19 protein-coding genes are annotated in these 20534 nt (G+C 40.4%); 9 read left to right on the forward strand and 10 right to left on the reverse strand.

Annotation, left to right across the window (positions count from 1 at the left end; all coding sequences use genetic code 11):
- Positions 1-681 precede the first annotated feature (681 nt).
- From aroQ to accC, 3 genes are read left to right on the forward strand one after another with little or no spacing between them, the layout of a single operon-like run.
- Positions 682-1131, forward strand: a complete 450-nt coding sequence (aroQ, locus tag EC846_RS05385) for a type II 3-dehydroquinate dehydratase (protein ID WP_004771942.1) — start codon at positions 682-684, stop codon at positions 1129-1131.
- Positions 1132-1158: 27 nt separating this feature from the next.
- The gene (gene accB / locus EC846_RS05390; protein ID WP_004771941.1) at positions 1159-1581 is read left to right on the forward strand and encodes an acetyl-CoA carboxylase biotin carboxyl carrier protein; all 423 of its coding nucleotides are present in this window, start codon (positions 1159-1161) and stop codon (positions 1579-1581) included.
- Positions 1582-1598: 17 nt separating this feature from the next.
- A complete protein-coding gene (gene accC, locus EC846_RS05395) occupies positions 1599-2963 on the forward strand; it encodes an acetyl-CoA carboxylase biotin carboxylase subunit (protein ID WP_004771939.1) in 1365 nt (454 codons plus the stop codon).
- A 48-nt stretch (positions 2964-3011) separates the two neighbouring features.
- Here the strand turns inward: accC and EC846_RS05400 are convergent, their stop codons facing one another.
- Entirely contained in the window at positions 3012-3491 is a 480-nt protein-coding gene (locus EC846_RS05400) for a hypothetical protein (RefSeq protein ID WP_032864027.1), read from the reverse strand.
- Between the two features lie 203 nt (positions 3492-3694).
- Here EC846_RS05400 and EC846_RS05405 point away from each other — a divergent pair, with 203 nt between their 5' ends.
- Positions 3695-5185, forward strand: a complete 1491-nt coding sequence (locus tag EC846_RS05405; protein WP_123774459.1) for an amidase — start codon at positions 3695-3697, stop codon at positions 5183-5185.
- Between the two features lies 1 nt (position 5186).
- On the opposite strand, the gene EC846_RS05410 is transcribed toward EC846_RS05405, so the two are convergent.
- The 3 genes from EC846_RS05410 to EC846_RS05420 all read right to left on the reverse strand — a co-directional run bounded on the left by EC846_RS05410 (position 5187) and on the right by EC846_RS05420 (position 8745).
- Complete coding sequence (locus EC846_RS05410) at positions 5187-6356, reverse strand: MFS transporter (RefSeq protein WP_171409978.1); 1170 nt, start codon at positions 6354-6356, stop codon at positions 5187-5189.
- A 311-nt stretch (positions 6357-6667) separates the two neighbouring features.
- The gene (locus EC846_RS05415) at positions 6668-7141 is read right to left on the reverse strand and encodes a nucleotide triphosphate diphosphatase NUDT15 (protein WP_123774460.1); all 474 of its coding nucleotides are present in this window, start codon (positions 7139-7141) and stop codon (positions 6668-6670) included.
- Positions 7142-7356: 215 nt separating this feature from the next.
- Entirely contained in the window at positions 7357-8745 is a 1389-nt protein-coding gene (locus EC846_RS05420; RefSeq protein ID WP_004771932.1) for an amino acid permease, read from the reverse strand.
- A 353-nt stretch (positions 8746-9098) separates the two neighbouring features.
- Here EC846_RS05420 and fahA point away from each other — a divergent pair, with 353 nt between their 5' ends.
- From fahA to EC846_RS05440, 4 genes are all read left to right on the forward strand, one after another.
- On the forward strand, positions 9099-10403 hold the full coding sequence (gene fahA, locus EC846_RS05425; protein ID WP_123774461.1) for a fumarylacetoacetase: 1305 nt from the start codon (positions 9099-9101) through the stop codon (positions 10401-10403).
- On the forward strand, positions 10390-11022 hold the full coding sequence (gene maiA, locus EC846_RS05430) for a maleylacetoacetate isomerase (protein WP_123774462.1): 633 nt from the start codon (positions 10390-10392) through the stop codon (positions 11020-11022). The genes fahA and maiA overlap by 14 nt, the downstream gene beginning before the upstream one ends.
- Positions 11023-11041: 19 nt before the next feature.
- Complete coding sequence (locus EC846_RS05435) at positions 11042-11590, forward strand: VOC family protein (RefSeq protein WP_123774463.1); 549 nt, start codon at positions 11042-11044, stop codon at positions 11588-11590.
- 280 nt (positions 11591-11870) lie between these two features.
- Complete coding sequence (locus EC846_RS05440) at positions 11871-12650, forward strand: IclR family transcriptional regulator (RefSeq protein WP_005257259.1); 780 nt, start codon at positions 11871-11873, stop codon at positions 12648-12650.
- 67 nt (positions 12651-12717) lie between these two features.
- Here the strand turns inward: EC846_RS05440 and hppD are convergent, their stop codons facing one another.
- The 3 genes from hppD to EC846_RS05455 form a co-directional block, all read right to left on the reverse strand.
- Positions 12718-13773, reverse strand: coding sequence for a 4-hydroxyphenylpyruvate dioxygenase (gene hppD, locus EC846_RS05445; RefSeq protein ID WP_004771926.1), 1056 nt, complete (start codon positions 13771-13773; stop codon positions 12718-12720).
- Between the two features lie 536 nt (positions 13774-14309).
- The gene (locus EC846_RS05450) at positions 14310-14954 is read right to left on the reverse strand and encodes a hypothetical protein (RefSeq protein WP_123774464.1); all 645 of its coding nucleotides are present in this window, start codon (positions 14952-14954) and stop codon (positions 14310-14312) included.
- An 11-nt stretch (positions 14955-14965) separates the two neighbouring features.
- Complete coding sequence (locus EC846_RS05455) at positions 14966-15931, reverse strand: 5'/3'-nucleotidase SurE (protein WP_123774465.1); 966 nt, start codon at positions 15929-15931, stop codon at positions 14966-14968.
- Positions 15932-16116: 185 nt separating this feature from the next.
- On the opposite strand from EC846_RS05455, the gene EC846_RS18380 reads away from it, so the two are divergent.
- Positions 16117-16350 carry a hypothetical protein gene (locus EC846_RS18380; RefSeq protein WP_047427037.1) on the forward strand — a complete coding sequence of 78 codons (234 nt, stop codon included), beginning with the start codon at positions 16117-16119 and terminating at the stop codon, positions 16348-16350.
- A gap of 46 nt (positions 16351-16396) precedes the next feature.
- On the opposite strand, the gene EC846_RS05465 is transcribed toward EC846_RS18380, so the two are convergent.
- The 3 genes from EC846_RS05465 to EC846_RS05475 form a co-directional block, all read right to left on the reverse strand.
- Positions 16397-16642 carry a hypothetical protein gene (locus EC846_RS05465; protein WP_004771921.1) on the reverse strand — a complete coding sequence of 82 codons (246 nt, stop codon included), beginning with the start codon at positions 16640-16642 and terminating at the stop codon, positions 16397-16399.
- 177 nt (positions 16643-16819) lie between these two features.
- Positions 16820-18895 carry a polyphosphate kinase 1 gene (ppk1, locus tag EC846_RS05470; protein WP_123774466.1) on the reverse strand — a complete coding sequence of 692 codons (2076 nt, stop codon included), beginning with the start codon at positions 18893-18895 and terminating at the stop codon, positions 16820-16822.
- A 233-nt stretch (positions 18896-19128) separates the two neighbouring features.
- A complete protein-coding gene (locus EC846_RS05475) occupies positions 19129-20499 on the reverse strand; it encodes an OmpP1/FadL family transporter (protein WP_123774467.1) in 1371 nt (456 codons plus the stop codon).
- Between the last annotated feature and the right edge of the window lie 35 nt (positions 20500-20534).

Here is a 20534-nt window from a genome sequence, read left to right on the forward strand (position 1 = left end):
GAAAGACCCATAAAAGATTACGCCAATCAGATGTAATCCTTTAAGTGATTGTTATCATATTGAAGTCATGCATATCTTTTTCGGACATTTTTATGTCATTAACTGCCATCCAGAATCAGGGTTTTCATCATTTTTGCCAATGGCAACAACAAGCAGAGTGTTCAATCCATAAGCAGCACAATAGGTCTCTATATAGTATCTACCCACGAAATGAGAAGACTCAGATGAAGGGAGAAGAATTTAAGCCTGATCATTTGCTACAGCCGATTGAAAGGAGAATAAAAACAAAGATTAAAAAACATAAAATCAATAATTTACAATAAAAATATAGATTCCATGATTTAGATTTTCAAACACAGGTTTCCACGATATAGTGAGCTACAAGTCATGTAAAAACAAACAGGCTTAGGCAAGATTGACTGCTGAGTTACACAAATCCCATGAACGAATTGGGGCAATTCAGTTTAAAATATAAAAAAACGAAAATACGCTGAAATTTGTCATATTTTAACATTGCCAATTCCTTGCAAAGTTTTCATTATATGCACCATGCTTGGTATGCAACTTTCTTCATCAATTAAAAGAATTTATAAAAAAATTGCAGAAATTTATGCCATAATAAGCAAACTTTGCAGACATCTTGCAAAAAATATTTGCAGTTTTAGAATTGGAGCAGGCTGAATGAGCTCAACCATTTTGGTGATTCACGGACCGAATTTGAACTTGCTAGGAAAGCGCGAACCAGAAGTTTATGGTTATCTCACTTTAGATGATATTAACCAGCAACTCACCGCTCAGGCTAAACACGCATCACTTACACTAGATACTTTTCAAAGCAATTGGGAAGGTGCGATTGTCGATCGCATTCATCAGGCACAAGCGGAAGGGGTAAAATTTATCATTATCAACCCTGCTGCCCTGACTCATACATCAGTTGCTTTACGCGATGCCCTTCTCGGCGTTGCCATTCCATTTATTGAGGTTCATTTGTCAAATGTTCACGCCCGTGAAGCATTTCGTCATCACTCATATTTATCAGATAAGGCCATTGGCGTGATTTGTGGCTTAGGTGCGAAGGGTTATTCCTTTGCACTCGATTACGCTATCGAAAAAATTCAATCTTCTAACTAATTTTAAACACATTAGGAATGCTCACTCATGGATATCCGTAAAATCAAGAAGCTCATCGACTTGATGATTGAATCTGACTTACAAGCGATTGAAGTTAAGGAAGGTGACCAGTCCATCTCATTAACTCGTCCTACTCCTGTTTATGCAGCAGCACCTGTTGCGGCAGCGCCAGCAGCCTCTGCTCCAGCGGCTCCAGCAGCTAAAACACCACGTGGTGCAGTTGAAACTTCTCCAATGGTTGGTGTGTTCTATGCAGCACAAAGCCCGGGTGAAGCACCATTTGTAAATGTAGGTCAAACAGTTTCTGCGGGTGAAACACTTGGTATCATCGAAGCGATGAAAATCATGAACCCGATCGAAGCAACAAAGAGCGGTGTTATTGAAGAAATCTTAGTGAAAAATGGTGAAGTGATCCAATTCGGTCAACCACTTTTCCGCTACCGTGCTTAATTTGTTTGGGGATTCCGATGTTGCAAAAAGTATTAATTGCAAACCGTGGTGAAATCGCTTTACGAATTACTCGGGCTTGTAAAACTCTTGGCATTAAAACAGTTGGTATCTACTCAGATGCTGACAAAGACTTGATGCATTTACGCTTCGTTGATGAAGCTGTATGTATTGGGCCAGGTACCACAAGTGAAAGCTATTTAAATATTCCTGCGATTATTACTGCTGCAGAAATTACAGGTGCAGATGCAATCCATCCTGGTTATGGCTTCTTGTCTGAAAATGCTGAATTTGCTGAAATTGTAGAAAGCTCAGGTTTCATTTTCATTGGCCCTCGCCCTGAACATATCCGCCTCATGGGAAATAAGGTTTCTGCCATTATTGCCATGAAAAAGTCAGGTGTTCCAACTGTACCAGGTTGTGACCATGCAGTTACGATTCACAATGCACTTGCTGAAGCCAAAGAAATTGGTTTCCCGTTGATCGTAAAAGCTGCCGCAGGTGGTGGTGGTCGTGGTATGCGTATTGTAGAACGTGTCGACACCCTACTTGAATCTGTTCAGGCGGCACAGCGTGATGCTGAAATGTGGTTCGGTGATGATACCGTCTATATGGAACGTTTCTTACAGAAACCTCGCCATGTCGAAGTTCAGGTTCTTGGTGATGGTAACGGCCATGCGATTCACTTATATGATCGTGACTGTTCTTTACAACGTCGCCATCAAAAAGTGTTAGAAGAAGCACCTGCACCAAACTTACCAGAACAAGCGCGTGCTGATATTCTGGAAGCATGTGTCAATGCATGTAAATTGATGCAATATCGTGGCGCGGGAACATTTGAGTTCTTGTTTGAAGATGGTGAATTCTTCTTTATTGAAATGAATACACGTGTTCAGGTTGAACATCCTGTGACTGAAATGGTGACAGGCGTCGACATTATTGAACAGCAGCTTCGTATTGCCGCTGGTTTAGGCCTAGAGCTTGAACAGGAGCAAATCGAAGTTAAAGGTCATGCGATTGAATGTCGTATCAATGCCGAAGACCCAACTACATTCCTGCCTTCACCAGGCAAGATTGAAAGTTTCTATGCACCAGGCGGTGCGGGTATTCGTCTAGACTCACATATTTATCAAGGTTATAGCATTCCGCCTTACTATGATTCAATGATTGCAAAATTGATTGCTCATGGTAAAGATCGTGAAACATCTCTGGCTCGTATGCGCCAAGCCTTAGATGAAATGATTTTGACTGGGATTAAAACCAATATTCCATTGCATAAAGATCTTATCCTGCAAGATAAGAACTTCTGTGAACAGGCAATGGATATTCATTACCTAGAAAAGCATTTGCTTAAACAGCTTGAACCGCAAGCTGAAAAAGCCTAAATAAAAAAGCCTCTTCAATAAGAGGCTTTTTTTATATCTACCGATTCATTAAGGTAAAACACGACGCAAGGTAGCAAAACATTTATCGCCCTTCTCACTGGCACAGAAATCAATGGTGTGATCGTTTGACCATTTCACAAAATACTGAGAAACCTCGCCTGTTTGATCCTGAGCTTGGCCAGAACAGTCTTTTTCATTATTGTCATACTTAATCTGTAAGATCAGCGCAGGTAAACGCTCTTTATGATCTTCAGAAGGTTGGTAATCATATAAACCGTAAGACCATTCCTGTCCGCTTTTAATCACCACATCGCTGGAACCACGAAAATTATAGTACTCAACACATTTTTTATTATTTGGAATTTCCATTCCCCATAACCCCATAATTTCAGGGCGTGTTGTTACACGAATCGCATTCGCTTTAGCCACTTGCTGAGGCGTTGGCGCTGCCTTGTTATTTACGACCGTCTCTGCCATAGTCCATGTTGAGCAAGCCCATAATAATCCAATAATATAAATATTTTTCATAGATTTAATTAAGTCGTCATCTAAAACGGTGCATGCGCTTAAATTAGCATATTTTTTGATAAAAACACGCATTCATAACCATATAAACACAATATTTTTAGCAGGTAATTTAATTGATTGTTCTGTTATTTTTTTCGGGTATTCTATTTCGCAACTTAGATTTATTTTTACTTTATAACAATTTAGCTTTAGGGATAAAAGCCATGAAATTTTCAGAATATGTGCAATACGATGGTCTTGGATTAGCTCACTTAGTTAACACAAAACAAATCCATCCTTCTGAATTACTAGAAATTGCATTACAACGTACTCAACAGGTCAATCCCAAGCTCAATGCGATCATTATTCCCATGTATGAACAGGCAAAACAGCGCGCAAGCCAACAACGTTCTGGGGCATTTGCAGGTGTTCCCTTCTTGGTAAAGGATCTGTTTCAGGAATACCAAGGCATCCCCACCTCCTATGGTAGCCATGCACTTAAAAATCGCAATTACATCCCTGATTTTAATGCTGAAATTGTCAATCGCTGGGAAAATACCGGTATTGTCACTTTTGGCCGTACCAACACGCCAGAGTTTGGCATTAAAGGTATTACCGAACCTGAGGCATGGGGTTCATGCCATAACCCGTGGAATTTAAAACATAATAGTGGTGGTTCTTCAGGCGGTTCAGCATCTGCGGTAGCTGCAGGCCTTGTCCCGATTGCCGGTGCAGGCGATGGCGGCGGTTCCATCCGTATCCCCGCTTCTTATTGTGGTTTATTTGGCTTAAAGCCTAGTCGCGGACGCACGCCGTGGGGGCCACAATTTAGTGAAGCCATGCACGGCGCAGCAATGCAGCATGTTTTAAGCAAAACTGTGCGTGATAGTGCAGCCATGCTTGATGCTGAGCAAGGCCCAGAACAAACTTCACTATTTAGAATTGAAGCACCAGCACAAAAATACAGTGACATTATTCAACAAGCACCTAAAAAGCTCAGAGTCGCGTTTAATACCCAATCCCCGATTGGCACCAAAGTGTCTAAAGATGCGATTCAAGCAGTGCAACACACTGCAAAACTGCTGGAATCATTGGGTCATATTGTGGTGGAAGATCACCCAAAAATTGATGGTTTGGCATTGGCAAAAGATTTCGTAACCACATGGTTTAGCCAGTTCTCTTATATGCAGGCACAAATCAAACAACAATATGGGGCAACCGATCAGGACTTTGAACTGGATTCCATTGCATTAGCGGCTTTTGGAGCAAAAACTACGGCAACAGAATATATTCACACTCTAGATAATTGGGGCGTGTATAGCACCCAGATGAACATCTTCTTTAAACAATATGACCTGTATCTCACTCCAAGCACAGCATCAGTTGCACCCAAGAATGGTGAAGTTGCCACGCCAACGTGGCAGAAACCCATCTTAAAAGGCTTGTTAAAACTTGGCAAAGCGCATTATCTCGCACAAGGTAAACTGGTCGAAAAAATGGTACAAGATAACTTGAGATGGGTTCCTTTTACCCAGTTGGCCAATGTCACTGGCTTACCTGCCATGTCGGTGCCGCTGTACTGGAGTAAACAAGGCCTGCCGCTTGGCAGTCAGTTTATCGCGCCGTTTGGACGTGAAGATCGCTTACTTCAACTGGCAGCCCAGCTCGAACAGGCGCAACCGTGGATGCCTCAATATCAAAACATTCAACTCTAATTTAGCTTTTGGCTGCTGTTTCAATGTGATTCGGCAGCCAAAACACCAGTAATAGTCCCAGCAACACCACTACACTTGCACAGAAAAAGATGGTCATACCTGAAAACATCTGCCAGTAATGCCCAGCCAACAAACTTCCAGAAGCAACGCCTAAGCCCCACATGGTGCTATACAGCGCCTGTCCACGTCCCTGTTGCTCTGCCGAGAAGTTCTGAAAAATCACTTTCATGGCAATAAGATGGAACAACCCAAAACTAAATGCATGCAGACATTGGGTCAGCAACTGTCCGATATAATTTGTCTCTAATATTCCCACCAGCCACCAGCGAAGACTGGTCAGCAGTAGGCAAATCACCACCAGTGTCCGCCAAGAAAAACGAGTGAAAAATACTTTTTGGGCGACCGCAAACATCACAATCTCGGCGATAACACCCATCGCCCACAAACTGCCAATTTGCGTGGTGCTAAAACCGATCTCTTTGAGGAAATTACTATAGAAGCTATAAAATGGCGCCAGTGAAAACAATAAAATAAATTCAATGCTAAAGAATGCAGCAACCGTAGGTTTTTTCAGAACAGGCCATAGCGGTTGTAATTTTTTTTGTGAGCTTGGTGCATGCTCAGGCTCTTTAATGCTAAATGACCATAGAAAAGCGAGAAATGAAATCGCCAAAAGTAAAACTGGCAACATCGCAATGGGGATAATCTCCAATAATGCGCCAATCACAAACACTCCGACAATAAAACCGACCGAACCCCACTTACGCACTTTGCCATACAGTTCAGCCCGTTTTTCACCCAGCCAAAATAATGTCACCCCTTCAAATTGAGCCAGAATGGCATTCTGGAAGAAGCTAAAAATCAGCATCAGCAAAGCAACCGATTGAAAGCTGTTTGGAATCACAAATATTGCAAACCAGATACAGGCTTCCATCCATGTGGCAATGCGTACCAGCAGCATGCGTTTGCCAGACTTATCGGCGATCCAGCCCCAGATGAGTGGCGCAAAGAAACGGGTAATAATGGCAATTGAAGAAAGAATGCCAATCTCTTGATAGTTGAAACCCTGATCTTGCAGATACAGGTTCCAATACGGCATGAATGTACCAACGATGGCATAGTAAAAGAAGTAGAAACCTGCGAGTCTGGTATTTATCGTAAGTGATGGCATTGATTCGTTTTTTCAGCTAGAACTCAGAATAGTGACTTAGATATTGCACTAGAACTTTCGCCACTCAGCAAAAATAGAAATTCTTAGTATTTCTATAGTCTGAGAGTTCTAACATCATACCTTTAAATTATCGCAAACAACGTATTCAATTAAAATAAAATTGGATATCGCAGCTATAGTATTCTTTAAACGAAACGAGAGTCATTCATTACCAATAAAAACACCCTTATCAGGGTGTCTAAGATTGAAAATATTCTTATTAAAAGATTTCAAAACAAATAAGTTATATCAAAAAATATAGGGAGCAAAATTTATTCTCCCGATGTTATTGAATATGCAGCCCATGAATCATCAAGCTTTTCTTGTTTCCAAATATTTAACATTACTTTAGATGCAGGAAATAAATTTGTAGGTAAATCTGACAAACGAAACCAATCCCATTTTTCAAAAATATCAGGTTCTGTTACAACGATTTTTTCTTTCATCTGTTTATTTTGTAATTTAAAAGATAACCCTATGGTATTATTTACATGTGCCAAAGATTGGTTAATAAATACAGCAAATGGTTGAATATTATCTATTTCTAGCTTCAATCCTGTTTCTTCAAAAACCTCTCTAAAGGCTGCTTGCTCAAAAGTTTCCCCTGCCTCAATTTTCCCACCAGGAAAGCACCATGAAGGATCTTCATCTGATTTTATACGCAAGCCTAACAAAACCTGCTCAGCTTCATCTAATATCATCACTCCTACACCAAAAATAGGAGATAAATCTAAAGATTGGGTCATAATTCAGTTCCTTTCCATATTTTTATAAAAAATAAACGATTAAAGTGACTATTAAACAGTAGTCTACTCCCATAACGAGAACTTATTATTACAGTAATAATATGGCTCACATCAAATATCTCTAGATAATTACTAATCCCTAATTACCCTCCTAGTTCTAAAATAAAAAAGGGCTGAATAACTCAGCCCTTCTATTCACATCATTTATTCAAAACTTATGCATCTGTATTCAATGCCACACTATGTTGCGCATTTCTTAACTTTCGCTGTTTAAGAAAATAAGCCAGCATCAAACATAGAATCCACGCAGGAATCATCATCACGGCAATACGCATATCAGGTGTTAATGACATCACCACCAAGATTCCCAGCATAAAGATCATGCAAAGATAATTACTAAATGGATAAGCAATACTTGGGAATTTGGTTGTTACACCTTCTGCTTGCATGGCTTTACGGAACTTGAGATGTGTCCATGAAATCACCACCCAGTTAATAACAATCGCAGCAACCACCAGCATCATCAATAAGCCAAATGCTTTTTCAGGGAATGCATAATTCAACAACACACACAAAACCGTCACGAAAGCTGAAAGATATACCGCATTGGTTGGAATACCACGCTTATTGATATGCTTGAGGAATTTCGGTGCATTGCCTTGTTGAGCCAAACCTAACAACATACGGCTACTGCAATAACTTGTACCGTTATATACCGATACTGCCGCGGTCAAAATCACAAAGTTAAGTAAAGTCGCTACACCTTGACTGTCCAGTGAGGCAAATACCATCACGAACGGACTACCACCTGCTGCCATTTGATTCCAAGGGAATAATGCAAACAGAATGAAAAGTGTCGCAATATAGAAAATCAGAATACGGTAAATAATCTGGTTCACTGCTTTTGGTAGAGTTTTATCTGGCTCACGTGCTTCGGCTGCGGTAATACCAAATAACTCGATGCCACCAAATGCAAAGATGATCACCGCCATTGCCATGACTAAACCTTCAACACCAAATGGGAAAAATCCACCCAATGCCCAAAGGTTACTGATACTCGCCTGTGGCCCTGCTGTACCGGTTGCAAGTAAATAAGAACCAAAGGCAATCATGGCTAGAATAGCCAGAATCTTGACGATGGAAAACCAGAACTCCATTTCGCCAAAAAACTTTACATGTAACAGGTTGATACCGTTAATTAAAATAAAGAAAGCCAGTGCTGAAACCCATGTCGGTATTTCAGGCCACCAATACTGAATATAGAGACCAATTGCACTCAACTCTGCCATACACACCAGAACATTGAGTACCCAATAGTTCCAGCCCGACATAAAGCCTGCAAATGAGCCCCAGTATTTATAGGCAAAATGACTGAATGAACCACTCACTGGCTCTTGTACGACCATTTCACCTAACTGACGCATCATTAAAAATGCAATCAGTCCTGCAATCGCGTAACCCAATATGACCGAGGGGCCTGCCAACTTGATTGATTGGGAAATCCCGAGAAACAGACCTGTACCAATTGCACCACCTAGCGCGATAAGCTGGATGTGCCGATTGCTTAAACCATGTTTCAGGTTTCCTTGCTCCTGTTTTGACATATGATTATTCTCGTCCTTGTAGCGTAATTTTTTTGTCTAAAATTACGTATATCATAAATTAATCACCAATGCCTACCTCTAATCAAAAAATATTTGATTTACTTTTCAGATAACCGCGCATATAAACAGAAAATTCAATAAATAACAAATATTATGAATAATGTAATTAAATTATGTATTGCGTAATTAATTATTTTCAGTATGATAGAAATCATAAAGTCGATATTTCTTGCTTGAGCCAAGACAACTCAATGGATAAGACGAAAAATATGTATCGTTTTTTCAAAAGCTTGAACATAGCAAGATAAAAATTTAAACGTTTTTCACAGAATGAGAGACAAGGAAGGTACAACATGGTGCAACAATTAAACTCTTTTCTTGAGATTGATCCACAATCAGATTTCACAATTCATAATTTGCCTTACGGAATCTTTAGCGAAACAGCACAAGGTAATAAACGTGTAGGTGTTGCGATTGGCGACTGGGTACTCGATCTTGCAGCATTAGAAGCGCATGGCGTGTTACACAGCAACGTCCCAAACTGTTTTAATCAAACAACGTTAAATAAATTTATTGAAACAGGTAAGCAAAACTGGCAAGCCGTTCGTAAAACCTTACAAAGCTTACTGTCTGCTGAGAACCCTGCATTACGCGATAACGCAGACTTACGCCAGAAAGCATTATTGAAACAAGATGCCGTTACGCTACATTTACCAATACATGTACCGGGCTATACCGATTTCTACTCATCTAAAGAACATGCGACCAATGTTGGTACCATGTTCAGAGACCCGAAAAATGCCTTATTGCCAAACTGGAGTGAACTACCAGTGGGCTATAACGGCCGTGCCAGCTCTGTGATTGTCAGTGGCAAAGATATTGTCCGTCCTTCTGGTCAGATCAAATTACCAAATGAAGAACGTCCTGTTTTTTCAGCAACGCGTAAACTCGACTTTGAACTGGAAACTGCTTTTATTGTAGGTAAAGCCACTGAACTCGGTGAGCCGATTGCGATTGAAAATGCATGGGATCATATCTTTGGGATGGTGTTGCTAAATGACTGGTCTGCGCGTGATATCCAGCAATGGGAATATGTTCCGCTCGGCCCGTTCAATGCCAAAACTTTTGCCAGCGCAATTTCTCCATGGATCGTTACCATGGAAGCTTTGGAGCCATTTAAACTCAAAGGCCCAGAACAACAGCCACAACCACTCGGCTATTTACAGGAAAATGTTGCAAACAGCTATGACATTCATCTGAGTGTTGAAGTGCAAACACCTCAAGCACAACAAGCAGAAGTGATTTGCCAGACCAACTTTAAATATATGTACTGGTCGATGGCGCAACAACTCACCCACCATACCATTGCAGGCTGTAATGTTCAGGTTGGAGATCTCATGGGTTCTGGTACGATTTCTGGGCCAACTGAAAACTCTTACGGCAGTTTGCTTGAGCTGACATGGAATACCACCAAGCCACTTCACCTTTCAAACGGCGAAACACGCGGCTTCCTTGAAGACGGCGACCGTGTTGTCATGAAAGGTTATTGTGAAAAAGATGGTATTCGCGTGGGCTTTGGCGAAGTTGCCAACACCATTTTACCAGCACGTCACTTTAGTTTTAACGAACAAAAGGACGAGCGCTATGAAACTGTATAGTTATTTTCGTAGCTCGGCCGCATACCGTGTCCGTATTGCGCTGAACCTGAAAGAGATTGCCTATGAAACCCAGCCTGTTCATTTGGTCAAAAATGAACAGCAACAGGAACAATATGTTGCGCTGAATCCAAGCCAGCTTGTTCCTACACTGATTGATCAGGATCAGGCGCTTTCACAGTCACTCAGTATTCTGGAATATCTGGAAGAACAATATCCAGCAAGTCCATTGTTACCGAAAGATAGCATTGAACGCGCCAAAGTACGTGCCTTTGCTCAGGTCATCGCCTGTGATATTCACCCATTGGATAATCTGAGAGTGCTGAAATATCTCAAGAATGATCTTGCAGTCAGCGATGATCAAAAAAATCAATGGTATCAGCACTGGATTATTGAAGGTTTTAAAAGTCTAGAAAAACAGTTACAGCATTCCAACGGGCAATTCTGTTTTGGTACACAAGCCACGATTGCCGACTGTTGCCTGATTCCACAGGTTTATAACGCGAAGCGCTTCAAAATAGATTTAAGCGCTTTCCCAAAAATTGAATCGATTTATCAATATTGTTTAACCCTTCCAGCATTTTTACATGCTGCACCAGAACAACAACCAGATTGGGAATAGGGATAAAAGGAGTTTTATCATGAGCTTTGCAATTAAAAAAATTCACCACGTGGCCTATCGCTGTAAAGATGCTAAAGAGACTGTGGAATGGTATAAAAAAATGCTCAATATGGATTTCATTCTGGCATTTGCTGAAGACCATGTCCCTTCTACCAAAGCCTTTGATCCTTATATGCATCTATTTCTCGATGCTGGACAAGGCAATGTACTGGCATTTTTTGAATTACCGACTCAACCAGAAATGGGACGTGATGAGAATACCCCACAGTGGGTTCAACATATTGCCTTTGAAGTTGAAGATCAAAATGCATTATTAGCAGCAAAAGCACATCTTGAAGCCAATCATGTCAAAGTATTAGGCGTTACCAATCATGGTATTTTCCATTCAATTTACTTCTTCGATCCAAATGGTCATCGTCTGGAACTGACCTATAACGATGTTCACGCAAATGCCAAAATCTCACGCATTACAGAAGAAATGAAAATGGAAATGCTGGATGAATGGAGCCGTACCAAACGTGCTCCACACCATACTCACTTCTTGCATGAAGATGAGCTAGGAGCATAATTCAGGCTCAAACGCTCGGCATTGGGGTTCTATCGCTTCAATGCCGATTTTTATTGCCTGAATATAACGCATGTATACGCTTTTTATGGCTTATGCTTATGATACGAATATAGTGTAAGGTGATTAAAAACAATTGTATGCTTATACAATTCACCTATTTAAATCATTTAAAAAGATGATTTCTATTTTAGGTCATGCTCAGGCATTATGTGCTGCATGTAACACTAAATATTGACAGTAAACGCACACAGCTAAATGTATGCAGATTAAGGGTTATTGAATGATTGAAGAAAAGTTATCTGGTGGGGTTCAATCACTTGAGGTCGGTCTAGCCGTACTCAATGCCCTTTTGGAACACAATAAACCGATTATATTAAAAGAATTATCTAGCCGACTGGATATGCATCCTGCCAAAGTTCACCGCTATCTGGTCAGCCTGATCCGCATGAACTATGCAAAACAGCTTGAAGATGGCCAATATGCCTTAGGTGATCAGGCATGGCGTCTGGGTTTGAACTGCATTCAGCATACCGATGTATTACAACTGGTACAGCATCTTATTTACGAATTACAAAACAAGATCGGTTGCGGTATCCAGATTAGTAAATGGTCGCCTAGAGGCCCATTAGTGGTGCAATCAATTGAGTCAAATCACCCGATTTCGATTGTCACCAAAGTGGGATCGGTTATGCCGTTAATCAACTCCGCTGCGGGGCGCGTATTTGCTTCATATATGCCTGAGGCCATCATTAAGCCGCTTATGCTGGCTGAATGGGAAAAAGCGACACAAAACCACTACCCGATCAAACCGAGTAATTGGGATGAGTTCCTTGCGCTTAAACAAACTACGCTACAACACGGCATGGCGATTGCACAAGGCGACCTGCTGGTCGGAATCAATGCGGTGGGTTTACCAATTTTTAATGCCCATCACTCGATGGAGTTTTGTATTGTTGCACTGGACAGTGAAATGTTCTTCTCGGTACAGGAAGGCAGTGAAAAACTGGAACTATTTAAACGTGAAGTGGCTGCGATCAATCAGTATATTCAAACTCGTTAATTTTTATTCATTCATAAAAAAGCCAAGAAATAAACTTCTTGGCTTTTTCATTTCTTTCAGTTTTAGCTTATTTTGCTTCTAACACACCACGGCGAATCTGGTCACGTTCGATTGATTCGAATAATGCCTTAAAGTTGCCTTCACCAAAACCATCATCATCTTTGCGTTGAATAAATTCAAAGAAAACTGGCCCAAGCATGTTTTGAGAGAAAATCTGTAATAACAGTTTTTTCTGACCATCTTTGGTATTTCCATCCAGTAAGATACCGCGTTTTTGCAGTTCTTCAGTTGGCTCGCCATGATCCGGTAAACGGTCTTTCAACATTTCATAATAAGTTTCAGGTGGCGCGGTCATAAACTGCATACCCATACCTTTTAACTTATCCCATGTTGAAAGCAGATCATCGGTAATAAAGGCAATATGCTGAATGCCTTCACCATTAAAGTCCGCCAAAAACTCGGCAATTTGACCATTACCCTTGTCTGAGTCTTCATTTAATGGAATACGAATCATGCCATCGGGTGCAGTCAACGCTTTCGAAGTCAAACCTGTATATTCACCCTTAATGTCGAAGTAACGGATTTCCTGGAAATTAAAGATTTTTTCATAGAAGTTCGCCCAATATTCCATACGTCCTTTATAAACGTTGTGGGTTAAATGGTCGATTTCGTTTAAACCCGCACCTTTTGGATTACGCTCGACATCATCAAAGAAAACAAAGTCATTTTCATAAATATCACGATCTACGAGGAAAATTGGCATACCACCAATTCCTTTAATCGCAGGAATATTCAATTCCATTGGGCCAGCTTGCGAGTACATCGGCTCTGCGCCCAGTTCGATTGCATTTTTAAATGCCTTCGCTGCATCACGGGTTCTAAAGCCCATTGCACATGCGGACGGGCCATGTTCTTTAAAGAAGAATGAAGCATAAGATTCTGGCTGGTAATTCAAAATGATATTGATATTACCCTGACGCCATAAATAAACTTTTTTAGATTTATGCTTCGCCACCTTGGTAAAGCCAATTGTTTCAAAGATTTGGTCTAATCCATTTTCCGTCGAAACAAATTCAATAAAAGCAAAACCACATAGTTCTAATGGGTTATCTAAAATGTCCATCTAGTTTCCCTTATTTAGATAAATTCATCCGTTGTTAATGCAAAGTACAGTATTTTGTTTTGGCTCATCTCAGCTCACTCAACAAATCAGCACTTATATGCATTACTTTTAGAAAAGGTCACAGGTGTTTTTATAAGTATGTTAAAAGCATCCGTGTTGAAACCTTTCCTTCCATAAGTAAGCCAATGCAACCATAAAGTAGGAACTTTCTTTGCATAGGCCCTCAACCATAAATTCATGCTACAAGAAAGATTAAATTTATGCAATACATAATTAAATTATGTTATGTGTAATTTTATTGGTTTTTTCTTGTCATATATAACGTGTTTTAACTTAATTCGAAGCAGTACCTGCTAGGAGACAGAATTTAAAAAGAAAAATGCCTCGAACTAAATCAGACATTGGTCTCAAGCTCAAAAAGTCAGCACTTTAGAAGCAGAATATGATTCTGAATCAAAACAAAGGATGTATCGACATGAGGGAGATAGAAGATGAGAAGCATCCCGATAACAAGATATTATCGGGATGCTTTTATTTTAAGATGGAAATGCCCAAAGATCTTTGGAATCAACCGTATCCGATAACAATCTAAAAGCAGCAGGCTCCAGATCCTGATCGACTACGACATAACCTTTTTCATTATTTTTTAAGGCTGCACATTTATTTTCAGTGAATTGAAAACTTGCAGTATTTGCCAATGAACTCTCACTGATTTTTGCTGTGAAGCTACAGTTTTGATCAAGTGAAATCATTTGCCCTTGAGCTTTCACCTCAACAGGAATCGAACTGCCGTCAGCCAAAGATAAAGTATAGCTTCCCACCAGCTCATTCAAACTTAGCTTTTGATCAGCAATTTTTTCATAATGGGCAAATTCAAGCTTGAGATTTTTATCGCTTTGATTGCTGTGCCATGTTTTAGTTGCTACATCATAATGCATCACAATCTGAGCGCGATCTTGCTCATCATTCAAAACTACCAGCTTGGTGCCATCCGTACCTGAATAGTATTTACCCACTGTAGGCAATTCCTGATCGGTTTCGATACTAACCGAATAAGTACCCACTGCTAAAGCAGGAACTGGCTCTGACTTCTCGGCAGGCTGTTCTTGTCGATCATTGTTGTCATCATGACAAGCGCTCAAGGCTAAGCCAAGAAGTAATATCCATAAACAACGTTGCATTGGCCTTCCCCTTAATTGAACAGGTTTTTAAGACGGATCTTTAGCCATTCTTGCGCTGCAGGACGATGGTCGTAGGCCACTTGCATTGCAGTCACTGCAATTTTGCTTTGTACAACAGCACTTTCATCTGTTGCTTGTGCTGCTGTTGGTGCATTGGAATTAATGCCAAAACCTAAACCGTATTGATTGCCACCTTTATCATCTTTGCTGACTTTAAAATTAAAGTTATACAAGTCATAGCTACCAATTTTCGAGAACGCGAACGGCGTGCTGGTGCTTAAGTTCTTTGGAAAGTTGACATTCAAGGTAATGCCTTTAGGTAACAAAGCACCCTGACCTGCTTTATTTTGCAACTCTTTCAATAATACGACTGTCTGTTTTGCCACAATCACGGAATTGGCATTATTTAAAGTCTTATCATCAACCGTATTTGGATCTGCACTTAGGGCAATGGAAGGAATTCCTCGCGCTGCCGAAAACTGTACATTACCAATCGTGCCCGAATGAACTACAACCCGCCCAACATTCTGTCCTTCATTTGGCCCTGACAAGACAAGATCAGGTGCTTTGCCCCAGCGCTTATTCGCAACCACATCCAGACCATAAGCAGTTGCCATGACAGGTGTGCCATGTACATAACTCCAGTCCCCATTGGTATAACCTGCTTTGGTAAAAGCACCTGCTGCTGGTGCACCAATCGCTGCCGCCCCATTATGGCAACCATTTTCAGCCGCAATCTGCTTATCATTATCCGCAGAAATTACGCTAGCGCTGTACATCACAATCGCACCACCACGTCCGCTTTGTGGTGAACATGGTACAGATACAGCGACACTATGACCATTGGCTTTTAACTCATCATAAAGCGCTTTGACATTACTGGTTAAGCCATCATCATTGACAATTAAAATATTTAAAGCAAAAGTCTGCGTCGAACATGCAGCTAAAATTAATCCACCCCAAAAACTCTTTTTCATCGTCCTATCACTATTCAAAATATTCGCCAGAAACAATAGTGTTGAAATATGAAAAATTTATGACGTATTCACATAGAGACTTTTGCAAACTACCTGATTCAGATTCTATTCGCTGTCTTAAATTCTTAACAAAGTTCGATTAATTTAAATAAATAATTGATAAAGACCACAGCGATAATTTAACTATGAACGAGATATCAACCTTCGAAAAATTGACCCAACTTATTGATTCTTATAGCCATAAGCATGGCGCCAGACCACAAAAAATTTTAATCGGTTATAAAGCCTATTATCATCTTATGGGCAACTCGAACTTTGCCACAGAAGTGACAGATTCAGCATTAAATCCAAATAAAAGAAGGTATAAAAAGATAAAAATTAAGGTCACTAAAGATGATTATCAACTTGAGCTAGAATGATGTTCTAGCCAAAAAATACAGATCATTAGCTCTGCAATTTATACGTTTAAATCAGAATTTCATTTTCGTTATAATATTTTTCCAGTTCAGCAATCAGCTGTTCTTTGCCATCCATGCCATATAATTCAAAATTGATTTTTTCCAGATAATTGACAATAAAAATTAAGCGACTATTTTCATCATTCTGACGCTTCTTTTCTTGCAGAAACTTTTTATACGCGACAAAGAGTTGATAACTTTGACGCGTATTTCGTCTTCTATTTAAGCTTGTTGTATTGTCTTGCTCAACCATACTTTACATTTTACCCCTTATGAAATAAAAACCCACCGAAGTGGGTTCAGAAGCCATCAGAATGTTGTGTCAGAAAACATCAAAATTATTATTTTTATGCTCTAACCAACTGTTTCTTGTTCTTATAGAATTAGAATAATCTGATGTTATGACAATTCAATGACCAATAGAATTTGATTAAAATTCTCTATCCATCAGGTAACGCTGAGCGATATGCACAGCCTGATTTGGGTTAGGCTGACATTGCGTCCAGATCCCGTCCGCTTGAAGCTCCCAGGCACGACGATTGTCTTTGAGATAATTATTCAAGCCATCTTCGATAATCAATTTCTTGAGTTTCTTGTCTTCAATCGGGAAGCAGGTTTCGATGCGGGAAAACAGATTACGTCCCATCCAGTCCGCACTTGCGCAATACAGCTTAGCATCACCATCATTATAGAAATAGTAAACACGGGTATGTTCTAAATAGCGCCCCACGATCGATCGAACACGGATATTCTCCGAAAGTCCTTTCACTTGCGGTCTTAGACAGCAGATGGAACGAATGATCAGATCAACCTGCACTCCCGCCTGTGATGCTTTATAAAGTGCATGAATCAATTGTGCTTCGGTCAAGGCATTGACCTTAATCATGATATGCGCTTTCTTACCCGCTTTACTGTTTTCGATTTCTTGCTGAATCAGATCAATCAGTTGTGCATGTAAGGTAAAAGGTGCATGGAAAAGTTTCTTTAACTTGGCCATTTTCCCCATGCCCGTCAATTCCTGAAAGACTTTATGGACATCTTCGCAAATGTCATCGTCACCCGTAAGCAGCCCATAATCTGTATAAATTTTGGCATTGGTTGCGTGATAATTTCCCGTACCCAAATGCACATAACGTTTAATCTTGTCTTGCTCGCGACGCACCACCAGAATCATTTTTGCATGTGTTTTATAACCAACGATGCCATAGACAACAACCGCACCCGCCTCTTGCAATACATTCGCCACTTCAATATTTGATTCTTCGTCAAATCGCGCTCTCAGCTCAATGACAGCGGTGACTTCTTTACCATTTCTTGCAGCTTCCGCAAGGATTTTCACAATCTCGGAATCCGCTCCACTTCGGTAAAGCGTTTGCTTAATCGCAAGCACATTCGGATCATAAGCGGCATCCCGCAAAAGCTTGATCACAGGAGCAAAACTGTCAAATGGATGGTGTAACAGTACATCGCCTGCCTTGAGCACATCAAAGATTGGCTTCTTGCTATAAAGTGCTTTAGGAATTTTTTGTAGATAAGGCTTAAAGCGCAATTCCGGTAAATCGAAATTTGAGATAAAACGCGCCAGATTGACAGGGCCATCAACAAAATATAAATGTTCTTTTTCGAGTTCAAATTGCTCCAGTAAATAATCAGCAATATGATCTGGACAGTTTTTATTGACTTCAAGTCGGACAGCGCGCCCAAAACGTCTTGCAGACAGCTCACCTTTTAATGCAACCGCAAGATCTTCGACATCCTCAGATACGGTCAAATCCGCATTTCGGGTGACACGGAATTGATAACAACCTGTTGCCTTCATGCCGGGAAACAAGTCAGAGATATGTTCCTGAATAATCGCCGACAGTAAAATATAGTGTTCTGCACTGCCCGAGACATGATGAGGTAATTTTACCAGTCGAGGTAAAGATCTCGGTGCGGGTACAATCGCTAAATCAATTTCACGACCAAATGCATCCTTACCTTCCAAGGTAACAATAAAGTTCAGACTTTTATTGGCTAAGCGTGGAAATGGATGAGCCGGGTCCAGACTGATCGGTGTGACTACAGGCTGTACTTCACTGTAGAAATAATCTTTGATCCAAGCCTTATGCTTTTCCAGAATATCGGTATGTTGTATGTAATGTACGCCATGACCTTGTAGCTGAGGCAAAATGGTATAATTCAGGATCTTATATTGTTCTTCTACCGCCTCATGAACCACTTTAGAAATTTGCTGCAACACCTCTGTAAGCGGCATTCCATCTGGCCCTGTGACCTGAGTCGACATATTGATTTGTTGTAGCAGACTGGCAACGCGGATTTCAAAAAACTCGTCTAAATTGCGAGAAAAAATAATTAAAAAATTAAGTCGTTCCAGTAGCGGATGTTCAACATCTTTTGCCTGTGCAAGCACACGTTTATGAAACTCTAATAGCGACAACTCTCGATTTAGATATGTTTCTAAACTATGTTCTTGAGCATTTTTGAGTGCATGCAGTGAGGTCATTGATTACTCTTTTTTATATATAAATTACTTTACTATAAAGCAATTGGAAACGGATTTTTCAATCTCCTATTTTCTTAAAAATATATTGCAGATTAATGACATAAATAAATTGATTGCCAAAAAAAACAAACCATTTGATCTCGTTCAAGTTAAAACCATACGAGATCAAATGAAAGAGATGAATCAATCGGTTCAAAACCAAACGACGATTAAAACATCTCTATGTTTAAGCTTTAAAATTTATAGCCCAGTTTAAGCCCATATCCGATGGAGTGATTCTGACTAAACTCAGCCACGTAATAATCACTGCCAGCCTGTGCACCCAGTTGAGCTTTTGCATCACCCAGCCAGAAATATTTCACGCCGCCTGAAATAAAAGTTTGAGCTGTGGGACTATATTGTGCGCCAAGACCAACATTATAGTAGCCTTTCACAGGCCCACCACTTGACACTTTCTCCCCAGCCCCTGAATCCCACCCAACCGACATCGAGCCAAACCATTTCTGAGAAAGTTTTTGACCTAACCCAAGATTTGCTGACCATTGATCATCATAATAACGAACTAAATTAAAACCATCTGGTCGGCTTGGCGTAGACAAACTGCCCACAATCTTGGAAATTTCGCCAAAACGATAAGGCTGAAAAGAAAAGTCACTCCAGTTCACCCAGCGTACATTACCAAATAACAATGTTCCTGGGCGCAAGCCCGTTTGGAACTCAAGATTAACGGAATCCGGTGTCTTGAACTTGGTGGTTCCAGAGCTATTCGCATTGGGCAACTCAGCCACAATATGGTTGAGTGCTGCTTTTTTCTGCTCAGTCATTTGCCCAATCGAAACCATATAACTTAAATGCTGGTCGACCAGATCACGTCCTTGCTGGGTGCTTAACATATCAATCAACGGCGCATTTTCAGTTGCGTTGACTTTATGTTCTATTTCAGAACGATAGGTTAATGAGGCTTTCAGGCCTTTTTCTGGAATTTGATAGGCAAAACCAGCCAACCAGCCCCAGTCACCTACGGCTTTGCTGTGAAAATCATAGCCATTATAGAGACTGAACACCGCACCTCTAAGTTCAACCTGACTTTTAAAGTTTTCATAGGTCGGGCCGAGATAAAAATTCCAGTTTTTATTGGGCTGATAACCAAAAATGAAACTTAAATTCTGGATATCAAAGCTGGATTTGGTATTGCCTGTTGGCGCGTTATTGGAGGTTGCTTGGGCAATTCTCGTGGTCGTCATCCCTGGCAATAAAACAATATCATTTGAGGTGGCGACAAAGCTGTTATTACCTGAATACTCCGTATCTGACCCAAAAGGTTCATCATAAATAAAACCAAAAGAAAACTTTGGCGCGAGTTGTAGTTTTAATGCGGCTGAGGGCCAGTAACTTGAATTTGCAATATCAGAGATCGGCTGACGCGAAGCATTGATACCCGCTTCTTGCCCTTGTAGGGAGCTATCCGTGACTGATAAGCCTGCTTCAAAATAATTTCCTGGCTGTAAAAAGGCTGAAATGGATTGTCCATTTCGATCAAAAGCAGCGGCATTTACTTGTGTTGAAAAAACCGCTAATAGTAAACAATTGATTTTATGATTCATTTTACATTTCCTTGTAGAATGAAAGGGAGCTTTTT

The sequence above is a fragment of the Acinetobacter sp. BIGb0102 genome (assembly GCF_003815055.1).
Classification (GTDB): Bacteria; Pseudomonadota; Gammaproteobacteria; order Pseudomonadales; family Moraxellaceae; genus Acinetobacter; species Acinetobacter vivianii.

Bases quoted from the DNA above. Each gene is read 5' to 3' on its own strand.
- aroQ (WP_004771942.1), top strand. From the start codon at position 682: ATGAGCTCAACCATTTTGGTGATTCACGGACCGAATTTGAACTTGCTA.
- accB (WP_004771941.1), top strand. From the start codon at position 1,159: ATGGATATCCGTAAAATCAAGAAGCTCATCGACTTGATGATTGAATCT.
- accC (WP_004771939.1), top strand. From the start codon at position 1,599: ATGTTGCAAAAAGTATTAATTGCAAACCGTGGTGAAATCGCTTTACGA.
- EC846_RS05400 (WP_032864027.1), bottom strand. From the start codon at position 3,491: ATGAAAAATATTTATATTATTGGATTATTATGGGCTTGCTCAACATGG.
- EC846_RS05405 (WP_123774459.1), top strand. From the start codon at position 3,695: ATGAAATTTTCAGAATATGTGCAATACGATGGTCTTGGATTAGCTCAC.
- EC846_RS05410 (WP_171409978.1), bottom strand. From the start codon at position 6,356: ATGCCATCACTTACGATAAATACCAGACTCGCAGGTTTCTACTTCTTT.
- EC846_RS05415 (WP_123774460.1), bottom strand. From the start codon at position 7,141: ATGACCCAATCTTTAGATTTATCTCCTATTTTTGGTGTAGGAGTGATG.
- EC846_RS05420 (WP_004771932.1), bottom strand. From the start codon at position 8,745: ATGTCAAAACAGGAGCAAGGAAACCTGAAACATGGTTTAAGCAATCGG.
- fahA (WP_123774461.1), top strand. From the start codon at position 9,099: ATGGTGCAACAATTAAACTCTTTTCTTGAGATTGATCCACAATCAGAT.
- maiA (WP_123774462.1), top strand. From the start codon at position 10,390: ATGAAACTGTATAGTTATTTTCGTAGCTCGGCCGCATACCGTGTCCGT.
- EC846_RS05435 (WP_123774463.1), top strand. From the start codon at position 11,042: ATGAGCTTTGCAATTAAAAAAATTCACCACGTGGCCTATCGCTGTAAA.
- EC846_RS05440 (WP_005257259.1), top strand. From the start codon at position 11,871: ATGATTGAAGAAAAGTTATCTGGTGGGGTTCAATCACTTGAGGTCGGT.
- hppD (WP_004771926.1), bottom strand. From the start codon at position 13,773: ATGGACATTTTAGATAACCCATTAGAACTATGTGGTTTTGCTTTTATT.
- EC846_RS05450 (WP_123774464.1), bottom strand. From the start codon at position 14,954: ATGCAACGTTGTTTATGGATATTACTTCTTGGCTTAGCCTTGAGCGCT.
- EC846_RS05455 (WP_123774465.1), bottom strand. From the start codon at position 15,931: ATGAAAAAGAGTTTTTGGGGTGGATTAATTTTAGCTGCATGTTCGACG.
- EC846_RS18380 (WP_047427037.1), top strand. From the start codon at position 16,117: ATGAACGAGATATCAACCTTCGAAAAATTGACCCAACTTATTGATTCT.
- EC846_RS05465 (WP_004771921.1), bottom strand. From the start codon at position 16,642: ATGGTTGAGCAAGACAATACAACAAGCTTAAATAGAAGACGAAATACG.
- ppk1 (WP_123774466.1), bottom strand. From the start codon at position 18,895: ATGACCTCACTGCATGCACTCAAAAATGCTCAAGAACATAGTTTAGAA.
- EC846_RS05475 (WP_123774467.1), bottom strand. From the start codon at position 20,499: ATGAATCATAAAATCAATTGTTTACTATTAGCGGTTTTTTCAACACAA.